The organism is Xanthomonas sacchari, assembly GCF_024266585.1.
In the GTDB taxonomy this organism is placed as follows: Bacteria; Pseudomonadota; Gammaproteobacteria; order Xanthomonadales; family Xanthomonadaceae; genus Xanthomonas_A; species Xanthomonas_A sacchari_C.
Genome location: NZ_CP100647.1, coordinates 233,514 through 248,807, shown reverse-complemented (window position 1 = coordinate 248,807; position 15,294 = coordinate 233,514). Strand labels below are relative to the sequence as shown.

The following is a 15,294-nucleotide window of genomic DNA, read 5'->3' as shown; positions in this document are numbered from 1 at the left end:
CGCGACTACACCTTCCCCGCCGCCTCCAGCGCGGCGTACTCGCTATCCTCGAACAACCGCGAACGCACCAGGAAGCGCACGCCCTCGCCGTTCTCCAGCGAGAACATGCCGCCACGGCCTGGGACGACGTCGATGATCAGCTGGGTGTGCTTCCAGTAGGCGAACTGCGACGGGCTGATGTAGAACGGCGCTTCGCCGATCTCGCCCAGCAGCACGTCGCGGTCGCCGACGATGAAGTCGTCCTGCGGGTAGCACATCGGCGAGGAGCCGTCGCAGCAGCCGCCGGACTGATGGAACAGCAGCGGGCCGTGCCGCGCCCGCAGCCGCGCGATCAGCTGCAGCGCCGGCAACGTCGCCAGCACCTGCGGCGGCGGCGCGGCAGCGGGCGCGTCCATCAGGCGGCCATGTCCAGCACGATGCGGCCTTCGATCTTGCCGGCATGCATGCGCGCGAACACATCGTTGATGTTGTCCAGGGTGTCGGTGGCCACCGTCGCGGCGACCTTGCCCTGCTCGGCGAACTCCAGCGACTCCTGCAGGTCCAGGCGGGTGCCGACGATGGAGCCGCGCACGGTCACGCCGTTGAGCACCATGCCGAAGATGTCCAGCGGGAACTGGCCCGGCGGCAGGCCGTTGAGCGAGACGGTGCCGCCGCGGCGGACCATGCCGATGGCCTGCTCGAACGCCTTCGGCGAGACCGCGGTGACCAGCGCGCCGTGCGCACCGCCGATTTCCTTCTTCAGGTACGCCACCGGGTCGGTGGTGCGCGCATTCACCGTCACCGTCGCGCCCAGGCGCGTGGCCAGCGCCAGCTTGGCGTCGTCCACGTCCACCGCGGCCACGTTCATGCCCATCGCCTTGGCGTACTGCACCGCCATGTGGCCGAGGCCGCCGATGCCCGAGATCACCACCCAGTTGCCGGGCTTGGTGTCGGTGACCTTCAGGCCCTTGTACACGGTGACGCCGGCGCACAGGATCGGCGCGACCTCGACGAAGCCGATGTGCTTGGGCAGATGGCCGACGTAATTGGCGTTGGCCAGCGCGTACTCGGCGAAGCCGCCGTTGACCGAGTAGCCGGTGTTCTGCTGCGTCTCGCACAGGGTTTCCCAGCCGCCCAGGCAATGCTCGCAATGGCCGCAGGCCGAGTACAGCCACGGAATGCCGACGCGGTCGCCCTCCTTCACGTGGTCCACGCCGGCGCCGACCGCCACCACGTGGCCCACGCCCTCGTGGCCGGGAATGAACGGCGGGTTCGGCTTCACCGGCCAGTCGCCTTCGGCCGCATGCAGGTCGGTGTGGCACACGCCGCAGGCCTCGATCTTGACCAGGATGTCGCCGGCCTGGGGCCGCGGCACCGTCACTTCCTCGATCGCCAGCGGCTTGCCGAACTCGCGTACCACGGCGGCTTTCATCGTCTTGTCCATTGCAACGCTCCTGAGAGAAAACGGGTGATGTCACCATCGCGCGACCGGCGACGGATTGCCTTGATCCAGATCAGTTGGCGGGCCAGGCGGGGACACGCCGCAGGCGTGCCGCCGCCCCGCCCCGCGCGTCAGAAAAAGCCCAGCGCCTTCGGCGAGTAGCTGACCAGCAGGTTCTTGGTCTGCTGGTAGTGGTCGAGCATCATCTTGTGGTTCTCGCGGCCGATGCCCGACTGCTTGTAGCCGCCGAACGCGGCATGCGCCGGATAGGCGTGATAGCAGTTGGTCCACACCCGCCCGGCCTGGATCGCACGGCCCATGCGGTACAGCCGCGCGGCATCGCGGCTCCACACGCCCGCGCCCAGCCCGTACAGCGTGTCGTTGGCGATCGCCAGCGCCTCGGCCTCGTCCTTGAAGGTGGTCACCGACACCACCGGCCCGAAGATCTCCTCCTGGAAGATGCGCATCTTGTTGTGGCCCTTGAACACCGTCGGCTTGACGTAGAAACCGCCGGCCAGCTCGCCATCCAGCGCGTTGCGCTCGCCGCCGATCAGCACCTGCGCGCCTTCCTGCTTGCCGATGTCGATGTAGGACAGGATCTTCTCCAGCTGCTCGCTGGAGGCCTGCGCGCCGACCATGGTGTTGGGATCGAGCGGGTTGCCCTGCTTGATCGCCGCCACCCGCTTGAGCACCTTCTCCATGAAGCGCTCGTAGATCGATTCCTGGATCAGCGCGCGCGACGGACAGGTGCATACCTCGCCCTGGTTGAAGGCGAACAGCACGAAGCCTTCCACCGCCTTGTCCAGGAAGTCGTCGTCCTCGGCCATCACGTCGGCGAAGAAGATGTTGGGCGACTTGCCGCCCAGTTCCAGCGTCACCGGGATCAGGTTCTGGCTGGCGTACTGCATGATCAGCCGGCCGGTGGTGGTCTCGCCGGTGAAGGCGATCTTGGCGATGCGCGGGTTGCTGGCCAGCGGCTTGCCCGCTTCCAGGCCAAAGCCGTTGACCACGTTGAGCACGCCCGGCGGCAGCAGGTCGCCGATGACCTCCATCAGCACCAGGATCGAGGCCGGGGTCTGCTCGGCCGGCTTCATCACCACGCAGTTGCCGGCGGCCAGCGCCGGCGCCAGCTTCCAGCACGCCATCAGCAGCGGGAAGTTCCACGGAATGATCTGCCCGACCACGCCGAGCGGCTCGTGGAAGTGGTAGGCGATGGTGTCGTGGTCGATCTCGGAGATGCCGCCTTCCTGCGCGCGCACCGCGCCGGCGAAGTAGCGGAAGTGATCCACGCACAGCGGCACGTCGGCGTTGAGCGTCTCGCGCACCGGCTTGCCGTTGTCCCAGGTCTCGGCATAGGCCAGCAGTTCCAGGTTCTGCTCGATGCGGTCGGCGATCTTCAGCAGCACGTTGCTGCGCTCGGTGCTGGAGGCCTTGCCCCAGGCGTCCTTGGCCGCGTGCGCGGCGTCGAGCGCGGCCTCGATGTCCTCGGCGTTGGAGCGCGCCACCGAGGTGAACACTTTGCCGGTGATCGGCGTGCTGTTGTCGAAGTACTGCCCGCTCTTCGGCTCCACCCACTTGCCGCCGATGAAGTTGCCGTAGCGCGACTTGAAGATGGACTGCGGATCGGTGGCGTGCGGCTTGGCGGTGCTGACGGCGTTCATCGTGTTCTCCTTCGACGGTCGGAAAGGACGGGCAGGGCCGTCCGGTAGCGGCATATGCGCAAGTCCGATGCCAGGTTTTGCGTGCTGCGCCGCGTCACGCGGTCGCACCGCGACACGCCGTCGCACCCCTGCCGGTTTTGCTGCGTCGCATCACATCTTTCGATTGCACCGCGCCAACGGATGTGCTGTTTATCGGAACACCCGTATCAACAGGTGTCGCAATCTGCGACAGCGGAGCCGGACATGGCGCAGCAACCTTCCCAACATCAACTCGGCCTGGCCCGCCGCGCGTTCTTCGAACGCGGCGGCGCGCCGGTGGGGCAGGTGCCCGACACCATCCTGCAGTCGTGGCAGCGCTGCCAACGGCTGGGCCTGGCCGCGGACGCGAAGCCGGCGATCGAGCCGCTGGAAGCCTCGCGCCTGCGCGCCCTGCGCGAGGCGCACGAGCGCCTGTGGCGGCTGGCCCGCGCCGAACTGGAAGGCCTGGCCGGCGACGCCACGGCCACCGGCAGCATCGTGCTGCTCACCGACGAGGCCGGCTGGATCCTCGACGCCGAAGGCAGCCCGCGCTTCCTCGACAAGGCGGGCAGGGTGGCGCTGATGCCCGGCGCGTGCTGGAGCGAAACCCAGGTGGGCACCAACGCGATCGGCACTGCCATCGTCGAAAGCCGCTCGGTGGAAGTGCGCGGCGGCGAACACTACTTCGCCCCGCACCAGATCCTCAGTTGCGCGGCGGTGCCGATCTTCGATCCGTACGGGCACCTGGCCGGCGTGCTCGACATCTCCGGCGACGCCAGCGTGCAGCACATGCATGCGCTGGCGCTGGCGCGGATGGCGGTGGCCAACATCGAACACCGCTACTTCGACGACGGCATTCCCGGTTGCGAGCTGCTGCGCGTGCACCACGACCCGGCGCTGCTCGGCACCGCGCGCGAAGCGCTGCTGGCGTTCCGCAACGGCCGCCTGGTGGCGGCCAACCAGGCCGGGCTGCGCCTGTTCGGGCTGGAGCGCCACGAACTCGGCCGCGCGCCCTACGAAGCGCTGTTCGAGGAACCGCTGTCGCGGCTGCGCCAGCAGGGCAGCGTGTTCGACCTGCAGGGGCGGGCGCTGCACGGACGCATCGACAGCCCGGCCGACGACCGCCCGCGGCGGCGCCCGCAACAGGCGCCGATCACCGTCACCGCGTCGCGCTCCTCCGCGGCGGCGGCATCCGACGCACCGCTGTTCGACGCCGCACAGGAGCTGGCGCTGGAGCGCGCGTGCCGCGTGCTCGACGCGCAACTGCCGGTGCTGGTGCAGGGCGAGACCGGCACCGGCAAGGAAGTGTTCGCGCGCGAACTGCACCGGCGCAGCGCGCGCGCCGGGCGCCCGTTCGTGGCGGTCAACTGCGCGGCGCTGCCGGAAGGGCTGATCGAAGCGGAACTGTTCGGCTACGAGGACGGCGCCTTCACCGGCGCGCGCAAGCACGGCAACCCGGGCCTGCTGCGCCAGGCCGACGGCGGCGTGCTGTTCCTGGACGAGATCGGCGACATGCCGCTGGCCCTGCAACCGCGGCTGCTGCGCGTGCTGCAGGAACGCGAACTGCTGCCGCTGGGCGGCGGCAAGCCGGTGAAACTGGATTTCGCGCTGATCTGCGCCACCCACCGCGACCTGGACGCGGCGATGGCCGAACAGCGCTTCCGGCCCGACCTGTACTACCGCATCGCCCATCACTGCGTGCAGGTGCCGCCGCTGCGCGCGCACCCGGACCGGCGGGCGCTGGTCGGCGAGCTGTGGGCGCGGCTGGGGCAGGGCAGGCGCCTGACCGAGGCGGCCCTGGCGACGCTGAGCGCCTACGCCTGGCCGGGCAACCTGCGCCAACTGGTGGCCTGCCTGCGCACGCTGGTGGCGCTGAGCGAAGCGGATGCGCTGGTCGATGCCGACGCCCTGCCGGCCTACCTGCCCGGCATCCGCGTGGCGGAGCAGGGCGGCAACGGCGGCGCGGTGATGCCGTTGCCCGATGCCGACCTGGACAGCCTGGCGCTCGGCGCCATGCGCCAGGCATTGGATGCCTGCGACGGCAATGTGTCGCAGGCCGCGCGCCGGCTGGGCATCAGCCGCAGCACGCTGTACCGGCGGCTGCAGTTGGGGACGCACTAACGGGGCGCGACGCCACGCTGGTTCCGGCGTTGGTGCGCGGCAAGCGGTCTCTGCCGATCTCCGACACCCTGGGCGTTAGCTGTCCTGCAGCCGCGACGAACAGCGCTTGCTGCTACCCGACCCTGCAAGGCGTCGGGACTGAAGTCCCTCCCACAGTGCACCCAGCCACGTATCGCAAGTCCCGGCTGAAGCCGCGTGTGTCGAAGCGGGTCTAGCGTTGTAGGTGAGAGCGGAGTGCGGCAGGTCGTGACGCGGACGAATGCAGCCCCTACAACGAACCGCCCGCGCGGACTTGCCGCTCAGTGCGGCAAGTCCCACTGCAACCCGACCGTGTAGCTGCGGTCGGGGCCGGGCTCGTAGTAGCGGCCGTTGCCGTCGTTGACGATGACCGAGCCGATGTAGCGGCGGTCGAACGCATTGTCGATGCGCGCGAAGGCGCGCAGGCTGCCGTGCGCGGTGGTCCAGCGCCGCGCCGCTTCCAGGTTGAGCAGCGCATAGCCGGGCGCGGCCTCGCTGGCCAGGTCGTTGACCACGGTGTCGCCGGCGGCCACGCCTTCCACCGCGAACTGCCAGGCGCGCGGCTGCCACTGCCAGCGCGCGAACAGTTGCTGCTGCGGCACGCCGGGCAGGCGCGTGCCGGCGGCCACCACCGCGGTGGGCGTGGCGCAGCCGCTGCTGGCGCAGGTCAGGTAGGCCTGGCGCACCGTCGCCTGCAGCCAAGTGTAGGCCAGTTGCAGTTGTGCGCTGTCGCCCAGCGGCAGGGTCAGGCTGGTCTCGGCGCCCTGGCGGCGGGTGCGGCCGATGTTGCGGTAGGTGCTGCGGCCGTTGGTGTTGCTGGCCACCGCCAGTTCGTCGTCGGTGCTGGCGCGGAACAGCGCCGCGTCCCAGCTGGCGCCGGCGGCGTTGCGCCACTTTGCACCCAGTTCCAGGTTCTGGCTGCGCGCCGCGGCCAGGTCCAGCGCCAGGCCGGCGCCGCCGTCGCGGCGATAGCCCAGTTCGTTGAAGGTCGGCGTCTCGAAGCCGCGCCCGGCCGAGGCGTAGAGCCGCAGGTCGTCGGCGACGCGGAACACCAGCCCGGCCACCGGCGTGGTCGCGGCGTAGTCGGTGCGGCCGCTGTCGTCGGGATTGCGGCCGACGATGTAGGCATCGTCCGAACGGAAGCGCACCTGGCTGTGGCGCAGCCCGGCCAGCAGCGACCAGCGCTCGGCGAACTGCCACCAGGCCTGGGCGAACTGGTCCACGTTCTCCACCCGGTCCTGCTGGTCGCGGCGCAGGCGGCCCTTCACCCCGAGCGTGCTGCCGACGAAGTTCTCGTAGCCGGTGCGGTGCTGTTGCTGGCGGTCGGCATTGGCGCCGACAGTGAACTGGAACGGGCGTCCGCCCAGCTGGCCCTGCCAGGCCCAGCGCGCGTCGAGGCCGCCGTAGTCGCCGTCCAGGTCGATCACGCCGCCGGCGTTGAGCGGATTGCTCTGCGCGCCCACCGGCACCGAGAGGTATTGGGTGACGTCGCGGCGCCCGGCGTAGCCCATCAGCCGCCAGGTCTGCTGCTCCACCTGCTGGGTGAAGATGGCGCCGGCCTGCACCTGGCGGGTGGACTTGCGGGTGTCGAACTGGCTGGCCGCGGCGGTGGCCTGGCGCGGGTCGGCGGCGGCCTGGGCGCGGCTCAGGCCCAGCGGATCCTGCGCATCGGGCGCCTCCAGCGCGTTGAGCAGCAGGTCCAGGCGCCGCCCGGGCGCCAGGTCGATGCCGATCTTGGCGTTGAAGGTGGTGCGCTGCGCGTGGCTGTGGTCGCGGTAGCCGTCGGTGCTGAAATGGGTGGCAGCAAGGTTGTAGTGGACATCGCCCTGCTGGCCCAGCGCCTGCGCGCTGAGGACCGCGGTGCCGTGACTGCCGATCGCGCTGCGCAGCCGCCACGGATCGCCAGGCTGGCCGTCGGCGCTCCACAGCTGCACCACGCCGCCGGAGGAGTTGCCGTACAGCGCCGAGAACGGCCCGCGCAGCACCTCGACCCGCTCGCTGCCGAACAGGTTGAAGTTGGACAGCTGGCCCTGGCCGTCCGGCATCGTCGCCGGGATCCCGTCCAGCAGCAGGCGCACGCCACGCACGCCGAACGCCGAGCGCGCGCCGAAGCCGCGGATCGACAGCTGGGTGTCCTGCGCATAGTTCTGGCGGTCGCGCGCGAGCAGGCCGGGCACCCCGACCAGGGCCTCGGACGCCTGCGCGCCGAGGCGGTCGCTATCGCCCAGATCGGTGCTGGTCAGCGACGCCGGCAGGTCGAAATCGGCCACGCCGCCGACGCGGGCGGCCTGGACCTGCAGCGCCGGCAGGGTGGTGGCGGGTTCATCGGCGGGGGCGGCGCGGAGCAGGGGCGGCAGCGCCAGGGCGCAGGCCCCGCAGAGCAGGGCGGAGAGCAGGGGAGCAGACATGCGCCATCATCGCCGATGTGGCGCCGGGCCGCACCCGGCCAAGCGCGACAGCGTTTGTTACGATGAGGCGTTTGACCGCGCCGGCTCCGGTCCCCCCGGCCCCCACCCACCGCCACCGAACGAGTACCGCCGTGTCCTTCTTTGCAAACGTGGAACAGGTCCCAGGCGACCCGATCCTGGGCCTGACCGAGGCCTACAACGCCGACTCCCGCCCGACCAAGGTCAACCTCGGCGTGGGCATCTACTACGACGAAAACGGCCGCATCCCGCTGCTGCGCGCCGTGCAGCAGATCGAACAGCAGCTGGCGCAGGACGCCAAGCCGCGCGGTTACCTGCCGATCGACGGCCTGCCCGCCTACGACCTGGCCACGCAGAAACTGCTGTTCGGCGCCGAGTCGCCGCTGCTGGCCGCCGGCCGCGTGGCCACCTCGCAGACCATCGGCGGCAGCGGCGCGCTGCGCGTGGGCGCGGACCTGCTGAAGAAGCTGCTGTCCACCTCGACCATCGCCATCAGCAACCCGAGCTGGGAGAATCACCGCGCGGTGTTCACCGCCGCCGGCTTCGACGTGGTCGACTACACCTATTTCGATCCGGCCAGCCATGGCCTGAACTTCGACGGCATGCTCGCCGACCTGCGCGCGCTCCCGCCCGGCAGCGTGGTGCTGCTGCACGCCTGCTGCCACAACCCGACCGGCGCCGACCTGGGCCAGGCGCAGTGGCGCACCGTGGCCGAGCTGCTGAAGGAACGCAACCTGTTCCCGTTCGTGGACATCGCCTACCAGGGCTTCGACAAGGGCATCGACGCCGACGCCTACGCGGTGCGCCTGCTGGCCGAGGTCGGCATCGACAACTACGTGGTCGCCAGCTCGTACTCCAAGTCGTTCTCGCTGTACGGCGAGCGCGTCGGCGCGCTGTCGGTGGTCTCGGCCAACGCGGCCGAGAGCAAGGCGGTGCAGTCGCAGGTCAAGCGCATCATCCGCACCATCTACTCCAGCCCGTCCACGCACGGCGCCGCGCTGGTCGCCGGGGTGCTCAACAGCCCGGAACTGCGCGCGATGTGGGAGCAGGAACTGACCGAGATGCGCGAGCGCATCCACGCCCTGCGCGCCGGCATGGTGCAGAAGCTGGCCGCTCTGGGCGCACCGGAGTTCGGCTTCATCCAGCAGCAGGCCGGCATGTTCTCGTACTCGGGCCTGAGCAAGGCGCAGGTGGACCGGCTGCGCGAGGAGTTCGGCATCTACGCGGTCGGCACCGGCCGCATCTGCGTGGCCGCGCTGAGCCAGAAGAACCTGGACTACGTGACCCAGGCCGTGGCCACCGTGCACAAGGGCTGAGTGCCGCAGGCGAGGCCGCCGTCTGGCGGCCTGGATGCGGTCCGGCCAGGACATCGCACCGGGAGCGCGCAAGCCTCCCGGTTTTTTGATGCCCGGCGGACGGCGCGGACGGCGGCTGGATCGCGCAGGCGGCGCTGTGCCGTGTGGCGCGCGATCGATCGGGGCACCGCGCGGCATGCCGTGCCACCTGCGCAGGCATGCCAGCGCAGGTCACCCCGCGTGCCGTTGGAAATGGCCGATCAGCGCCGCCAGGTGCGGGGTCGCCACCCGTGCGGCGACATAGCCGTCCGGCCGCACCAACAGCCACTCGCCCGGGTGCGGTGCGTAGGCGTCGGCGAAGTGACCGTACGCATCGCGCAGTTCCGCGGCGGGACCGATGATGTGCACGTGCAGGTCACGGCACGCGGGAGCGAGAGCGCGATCGGCGACATAGCCGAGCAGGGTCCAGTGGGTACCGCGCAGGACGTCGAACAGCCGCAGCGGCTGCCCGCCCGCACCGCGCAGGGGCGCGTCCGGCGCACGGTCGCCGGGCTGAATCCTGCGCTCGCCCGCGTCGGCCTGCAGCGACAACGACGAATCGCGGTAGTGCAGGTCGAGCTGCTGCACCTCGCGACCGCGCCGCTGGTCGCCGTGGCGGGCGCGATCGAGCAACCGCGTGGACAGGCCCAGCATCGCGGCGGCGATCGGCCGCCGCTCTTCTTCGTAGGTGTCGAGCAGGGCGGCCGGCGCGCCGCGCAGCACCGCGGCCAGCTTCCAGCCCAGGTTGTACGCATCCTGCGCGCTGGTGTTCAGCCCCTGGCCGCCGGTCGGCGGATGGATGTGCGCCGCATCGCCGACCAGGAACACGCGCCCGGCGCGGTAGCGATCGGCCAGGCGCGCGTTCATCTGGTAGACCGAGGCCCAGCAGACGCGTTCGATCACAAGGTCCTCGCGGCCGGTGCGCGCGCGCAGCATGGCCGCCAGACCCGCGACCGACAGGTCCACCTCGTCGTCGGGCGGCACCGGCGCCTGCAGCTGGAACAGCGCTGTGCCCATCAGCGGGCACAGCGAAATGCGCCGCGCCGTGTCGTCCTCGTGGAAGGAATGCCAGGCGTCGCGCGGCAGCCCGTGCAGCACGATGTCGGCGACGACGGCGCGCGCGCCCAGAGTCTGGCCGGGAAAGCCGATGTCCAGCGTGCGGCGCACCGCACTGCGGCCGCCGTCGGCGCCGATCAGGTAGCGCGTTGCGATGGTCTGCTCGCCGGCCTGCGTGGCCACGCGCACGGCGACGCCCTCGGCGTCCTGCGCGACATCGAGCAAGGCATGGCCGAACTCCACCTGGTGCCCCAGTTCCGACAGGCGCGCGCGCAGCACCGCTTCGGTCAGGAACTGCGGCACCATCAACGGGCTGCGGTACGGTTCGGCCGGGGTGGCGGGACCGCCTTCCACCACGACCGTGTCGACCCAGCTGCCGTCGGCGCGATGGGTGCGCAAGACCGGGTAGAGGCCGCCGGCGGCGAACAGTCGGTGGATCAGGCCCATGTCCTCGAACATCTCCTGGCTGCGCGGCTGGATGCCCTTGCCGCGGGAGCCGGGGAAGGGCTGGTCGCGCTGTTCCAGCAGCCGGAACGCGACACCGCGGCGGGCCAGTTCGATCGCCAGGGTCAAACCGGCCGCGCCGGCACCGCAGATCACCACCTCGGGGGACATCGTCATCGCTGCAGGCTCCAAAAATGTGCAAAATGCACTCAACTGGAGAGAACGATATGCCCACCGATAAGAAGGTGCAAGATACACATATTTCGCCCGAACTGAAGTCGCTGCACCTGTCCATGGTCGGCATCGCCAGCGTGATGAACCGCCCGCGCAACGACGCGCGGCTGCTGGAAGAAGCCGGCGTGACCCTGGACCAGGCGCTGTTCCGGCTGCTGGTGGTGATCGAGCGGTTCGGGCCGATCGGGGTGGTGGACCTGGCCGAGCGCCTGGGCCGCGACTACACCACCATCAGCCGCCAGGTCGCCAAGCTGGCGGCGATGGAGCTGGTCGAGCGCCGCGGCAACGCGCAGGACCGGCGCCTGCGCGAGGCCACGGTCACCCCCAAGGGCAAGGACATGACCGACCGTCTGGATGCGGCGCGCGAGCGCATCGGCCGGCGGATCTTCGCCTCCTGGGCGCCGCAGGACGTGACGGATCTGGTGCGGCTGATGGCGAAGTTCGCCGCCGCCCTCGAAGCCGGCGAGCGCACGCCATAGCGGCACGCGCGCGTCGGCCGCTACGCGGCGTTTCGACGCGCGCGCATCACGGCGCATCGAAATCCGCGGCGCAACCCGCGACAATGGCGGTCCCCTTCTCACGCAAGGCCGTCCTGCCCATGTCGCGAACGTCGCTGACCCGCTTCCTGATCGAAGAACAGCATGCCGGGCGTATCGGCCCGGAACTGCGCCAGCTCATCACGATCGTGTCCCGCGCCTGCAAGCGCATCTCCATCGCGGTCAGCAAGGGCGCGCTGGGCGGCGTGCTCGGCGATGCCGGCACCGGCAACGTGCAGGGCGAGGCGCAGAAGAAGCTGGACGTGCTCAGCAACGACATCCTGCTCGAGGCCAACGCCTGGGGCGGCCACCTCGCCGCCTGCGCCTCGGAAGAGATGGACCACAGCCAGCCGGTGCCCGACAAGTACCCCAGCGGCGATTTCCTGCTGCTGTTCGATCCGCTGGACGGCAGTTCCAACATCGACGTCAACGTCTCGGTCGGCACCATCTTCTCGGTGCTGCGCGCGCCGCCGGGCACCGACAAGCCCGGCGATGAGCACTTCCTGCAGCCGGGCACCGCGCAGGTCGCCGCCGGCTACTGCATCTACGGCCCCAGCACGATGCTGGTGCTGACCCTGGGCCACGGCACCCACGCCTTCACCCTGGAGCGCGAGGAGGGCAGCTTCCTGCTGACCCAGGCCGACATGCGCATCCCCGAGGACACCACCGAGTTCGCGATCAACATGTCCAACCAGCGCCATTGGGAAGCGCCGATGCAGCAGTACGTGGCCGACCTGCTCGCCGGCAGCGAAGGCGTGCGCGGCAAGAACTTCAACATGCGCTGGATCGCCAGCATGGTCGCCGACGTGCACCGCATCCTCACCCGCGGCGGCATCTTCATCTACCCGTGGGACAAGAAGGACCCGGGCAAGGCCGGCAAGCTGCGGCTGATGTACGAAGCCAACCCGATGGGCATGCTGGTGGAGCAGGCCGGCGGCGCCGCCAGCACCGGCCGCGCACGCATCCTCGGCCTGCAGCCGGAGCAACTGCACCAGCGCGTGCCGGTGTTCCTGGGCTCGAAGAACGAGGTCGCCGAAGCGGTGCGGTATCACCTGGAGCACGACAGCCGCCAGGGCTGAGCGTGGTGGCGCAACGGCCACAGGTGCGTTGCGCCACACGGACGATGGCGGACGCCGCGGGGCGTCGGTGCCTGATCGTCTGCGGTGGCGGCGGCAGGCACTTGCCGCCGCGCATTCCGCTGGGCCTGGCCGGGATCGCCGCGTAGCGTCGCGCGTCCGCCGCCGGCCTGCCGATCCTGCGCCCCGGCAGGCCCTGTTGTCGCGACAGCGGGGGCCGATGGCATGGCGTGCCGACTGCGGTAGGGTAGCGCTCGTCCGGCGGAGGGCACGGAGGGCGACAACCGCAGCGGTTCGTCGCGCGCACCACGCCGTTCGGGACGGGAGACATCCATGAACCAGACCCTCGTCGTGCTGTTCTTCTTCGCCACCGCCCCGGTCGCGCTGATGCCCACCGTCATCGCACTGTTCACCCGGCACCGCTGGCGGCGGCGGATCGTGCTGATCAACCTGGCGCTGTGGACGCTGCTGTTCTTCGCCGCCCGCAGTTTCACCCTGTACAACTCCAGCCGCTTCGAACTGCCCACGCTGCTGGCGCTGGCGGTGTGGCTGGTGCTGCTGGGCATCGCGATCCGCGGTAATCCTGCGCCCCCGTAGCCACCGGCACCACCCGCGCGGGCGATCTGGTCGACGCGCGATCGCGGGTCAGGGCAGATTCCAGTGGCGGCGTTCTGCCGAGGATCCCGAAAGGGCGTGCCGGCACCCTCCAGACCGCCGCCAGCAGGGCCGTGATCTGTGCAAGGTCAATCCGTCCGCGCCGCCGCGGCCCTGATCATGGTCGCCGTGGGACGCGCCGGGCGCGACCGCGGCGGGCGAACGAATACCCCCGCGACGACGCGCCCGGATGCATCGCCTCCCGCGCACGCTGGCATCGACGCGACGCCCGCTGTCGCATCCGGCGTCGCCCATGGCTGCGGCGGCGCGGAATCGCTGGTAAGGTCGCGCGATGTCCGACACGCATCCCGATTTCATCGAAGTATTCGAGGGCGCCATGTCCCGTGAGGACTGTGCGGTCATCCTGCGGCGCCTGCGCGGCAGCACCCAGTTGCGGCCTGGCGAGGTCGGCAGCGGCGTGTTTCCCGAGCTCAAGCGCAGCCGCGACCTGCGCATCAGCGGCCTGGAGCCGTGGCGCGACGTGGAGGAGCGATTGCAGCAAGCGGTGTTCGGCGGGCTGCTCGGCTACCTGCGCAAGTACCCGCAGACGCTGATCTCGCCGCTGATGCTGCAGGTGCCTGGCGCCGACGGCCAGCCGCACCGGCTCAGCGCCGAGGATTTCGCCCTGCTCGACGACGCGGCGCTGTCCAACCTGGTGCGCACCTGCCTGCGTCCGGGCGCGATCAACCTGCAGTGGTACCAGGCGGGCGAGGGCGGCTATCCGTACTGGCACTGCGAACTGTACCCGCGCGATCCCGGCGCCGAGACCCTGCACCGGCACCTGCTGTGGACCCTGTACCTCAACGACGATTTCGAGGAAGGCGAGACCGAGTTTCTGTTCCAGCGCCGCAAGATCGCCCCACGCGCCGGCAGCCTGCTGATCGCCCCGACCGCCTTCACCCACACCCACCGCGGCAACCGCCCGCAACGCGGCGACAAGTTCATCGCCACCAGCTGGATCCTGTTCCAGTCGGCGCAGGCGCTGTACGGCCGGGAGTAGGGAATGGGGAATGGGGAATCGTCAAAGCGGCGTTCCTGACAGTTGGAGTGCGATGGCGGCGGGCGCGCCGTGCCGCGTTTACGACTCCCCAGTGCCGACTCCCCAATCCCCGCTCAAAACAGCTCGCCCTGCGGCGATGGCGGTCGTGGCGGCAGCGGTTTGACGAAGCGGCTGCAGTCCAGTTGCCGGCGTGAGAACGCGGCGTAGCCCAGCCGCTTGTGCGCCAGCGCGAAGCGCCGCGCCAGCAGGTCGGCGTACACGCCTTCGCCACGCATGCGCTTGCCGAAGGTGCTGTCGTAGTCCTTGCCGCCGCGCAGTTGCTGCACCGTGCTCATCACGTGCGCGGCGCGGTCGGGATGGTGCGCCTGCAGCCAGTCGCGGAACAGCGGCGCCACTTCGTGCGGCAGGCGCAGCAGCACGTAGCCGGCCGATTCGGCGCCGGCGTCGCGGGCCGCCTCCAGCACCGCTTCCAGCGCGTGGTCGTTGATCCAGGGGATCACCGGCGCCACCATCACCCCGACCGGCACCCCGGCTTCGTGCAGGGTGCGCATGGCGCGCAGCCGCGCATGCGGGGCCGACGCGCGCGGCTCCAGGCGGGCCGACAGCCGCGGGTCCAGCGAGGTCACCGAGAAGTGCACGCTGACCAGGTTGTCGCGGGCCAGCGGCGCCAGCAGGTCCAGGTCGCGCTCGACCAGCGCGTTCTTGGTGATCAGCGAGAACGGGTGGCGGGTTTCGGCGAACACCTCGATCAGGCGCCGGGTCAGCTGCAGCTTGCGTTCGATCGGCTGGTAGGCGTCGGTGTTGATGCCCAGCGCGATCGGGCTGGGCACGTAGCCCGGCTTGGCCAGTTCGCGGCGCAACAGTTCCGGGGCATTGGTCTTGGCGAACAGCCGCGTCTCGAAGTCCAGCCCAGGCGACAGGTTCAGATAGGCGTGGCTGGGACGGGCGAAGCAGTAGCTGCAGCCGTGCTCACAGCCGCGGTAGGGGTTCACCGACTGCGAGAAACCCACGTCCGGCGACTGGTTGCGGCTGATGATGCTGCGCGCGGTCTCCTCGCTCACCTGCGTGCGCAGGCGCGGTTCGGCGAATTCTTCGCTGTCGTCGGGATGCCAGCCGTCGTCCTCGGCCTGGCTGACGGTGCGTTCGAAGCGGCCGGGCAGATGGCTGCCGGCGCCGCGGCCCTTGATGGCAGTGCTCATCGGCATAGGCTACGCGCCGACCGTCTCGGCGGATGCGACGGCGCCTGCCGCCGCACTGAATCTTTCAGGCCGACGCATGCGGCATGGCCGGCGCCGC

At 70.4% G+C, this 15,294-nt stretch carries 12 protein-coding genes; 6 read left to right on the top strand and 6 right to left on the bottom strand.

The features are described from left to right. Positions 1-5 precede the first annotated feature (5 nt). From NKJ47_RS00960 to adh, 3 genes are all read right to left on the bottom strand, one after another. Positions 6-395, bottom strand: coding sequence for a DUF779 domain-containing protein (locus NKJ47_RS00960; RefSeq protein WP_254459721.1), 390 nt, complete (start codon positions 393-395; stop codon positions 6-8). Continuing rightward, positions 395-1,423 (bottom strand): alcohol dehydrogenase AdhP, encoded by a 1,029-nt coding sequence (gene adhP / locus NKJ47_RS00955; protein ID WP_254459720.1) that lies wholly within the window; start codon positions 1,421-1,423, stop codon positions 395-397. Before adhP ends, NKJ47_RS00960 begins: the two co-directional genes overlap by 1 nt. A gap of 128 nt (positions 1,424-1,551) precedes the next feature. After that, entirely contained in the window at positions 1,552-3,081 is a 1,530-nt protein-coding gene (adh, locus tag NKJ47_RS00950) for an aldehyde dehydrogenase (protein WP_254459719.1), read from the bottom strand. 243 nt (positions 3,082-3,324) lie between these two features. Between adh and NKJ47_RS00945 the strand changes: the two genes are divergently transcribed. Then, entirely contained in the window at positions 3,325-5,220 is a 1,896-nt protein-coding gene (locus tag NKJ47_RS00945) for a sigma-54-dependent Fis family transcriptional regulator (protein ID WP_254459718.1), read from the top strand. 299 nt (positions 5,221-5,519) lie between these two features. On the opposite strand, the gene NKJ47_RS00940 is transcribed toward NKJ47_RS00945, so the two are convergent. Then, positions 5,520-7,646 carry a TonB-dependent receptor family protein gene (locus tag NKJ47_RS00940; RefSeq protein ID WP_254459717.1) on the bottom strand — a complete coding sequence of 709 codons (2,127 nt, stop codon included), beginning with the start codon at positions 7,644-7,646 and terminating at the stop codon, positions 5,520-5,522. Between the two features lie 131 nt (positions 7,647-7,777). Here NKJ47_RS00940 and NKJ47_RS00935 point away from each other — a divergent pair, with 131 nt between their 5' ends. Continuing rightward, positions 7,778-8,980 (top strand): aromatic amino acid transaminase, encoded by a 1,203-nt coding sequence (locus tag NKJ47_RS00935; RefSeq protein WP_254459716.1) that lies wholly within the window; start codon positions 7,778-7,780, stop codon positions 8,978-8,980. Between the two features lie 210 nt (positions 8,981-9,190). Here the strand turns inward: NKJ47_RS00935 and NKJ47_RS00930 are convergent, their stop codons facing one another. After that, the gene (locus NKJ47_RS00930) at positions 9,191-10,675 is read right to left on the bottom strand and encodes an FAD-dependent oxidoreductase (protein ID WP_254459715.1); all 1,485 of its coding nucleotides are present in this window, start codon (positions 10,673-10,675) and stop codon (positions 9,191-9,193) included. A gap of 50 nt (positions 10,676-10,725) precedes the next feature. Here NKJ47_RS00930 and NKJ47_RS00925 point away from each other — a divergent pair, with 50 nt between their 5' ends. From NKJ47_RS00925 to NKJ47_RS00910, 4 genes are all read left to right on the top strand, one after another. Then, on the top strand, positions 10,726-11,211 hold the full coding sequence (locus NKJ47_RS00925) for a MarR family winged helix-turn-helix transcriptional regulator (RefSeq protein ID WP_254459714.1): 486 nt from the start codon (positions 10,726-10,728) through the stop codon (positions 11,209-11,211). Positions 11,212-11,330: 119 nt separating this feature from the next. Then, positions 11,331-12,347, top strand: coding sequence for a class 1 fructose-bisphosphatase (locus NKJ47_RS00920; protein ID WP_254459713.1), 1,017 nt, complete (start codon positions 11,331-11,333; stop codon positions 12,345-12,347). Positions 12,348-12,677: 330 nt separating this feature from the next. Next, positions 12,678-12,941: a hypothetical protein gene (locus tag NKJ47_RS00915; RefSeq protein ID WP_254459712.1), complete on the top strand. Its 264-nt coding sequence runs from the start codon at positions 12,678-12,680 to the stop codon at positions 12,939-12,941. Positions 12,942-13,290: 349 nt separating this feature from the next. Next, complete coding sequence (locus NKJ47_RS00910; RefSeq protein ID WP_254459711.1) at positions 13,291-13,998, top strand: 2OG-Fe(II) oxygenase; 708 nt, start codon at positions 13,291-13,293, stop codon at positions 13,996-13,998. Between the two features lie 113 nt (positions 13,999-14,111). On the opposite strand, the gene NKJ47_RS00905 is transcribed toward NKJ47_RS00910, so the two are convergent. Continuing rightward, positions 14,112-15,197: a PA0069 family radical SAM protein gene (locus tag NKJ47_RS00905; protein ID WP_254459710.1), complete on the bottom strand. Its 1,086-nt coding sequence runs from the start codon at positions 15,195-15,197 to the stop codon at positions 14,112-14,114. Positions 15,198-15,294 lie beyond the last annotated feature (97 nt).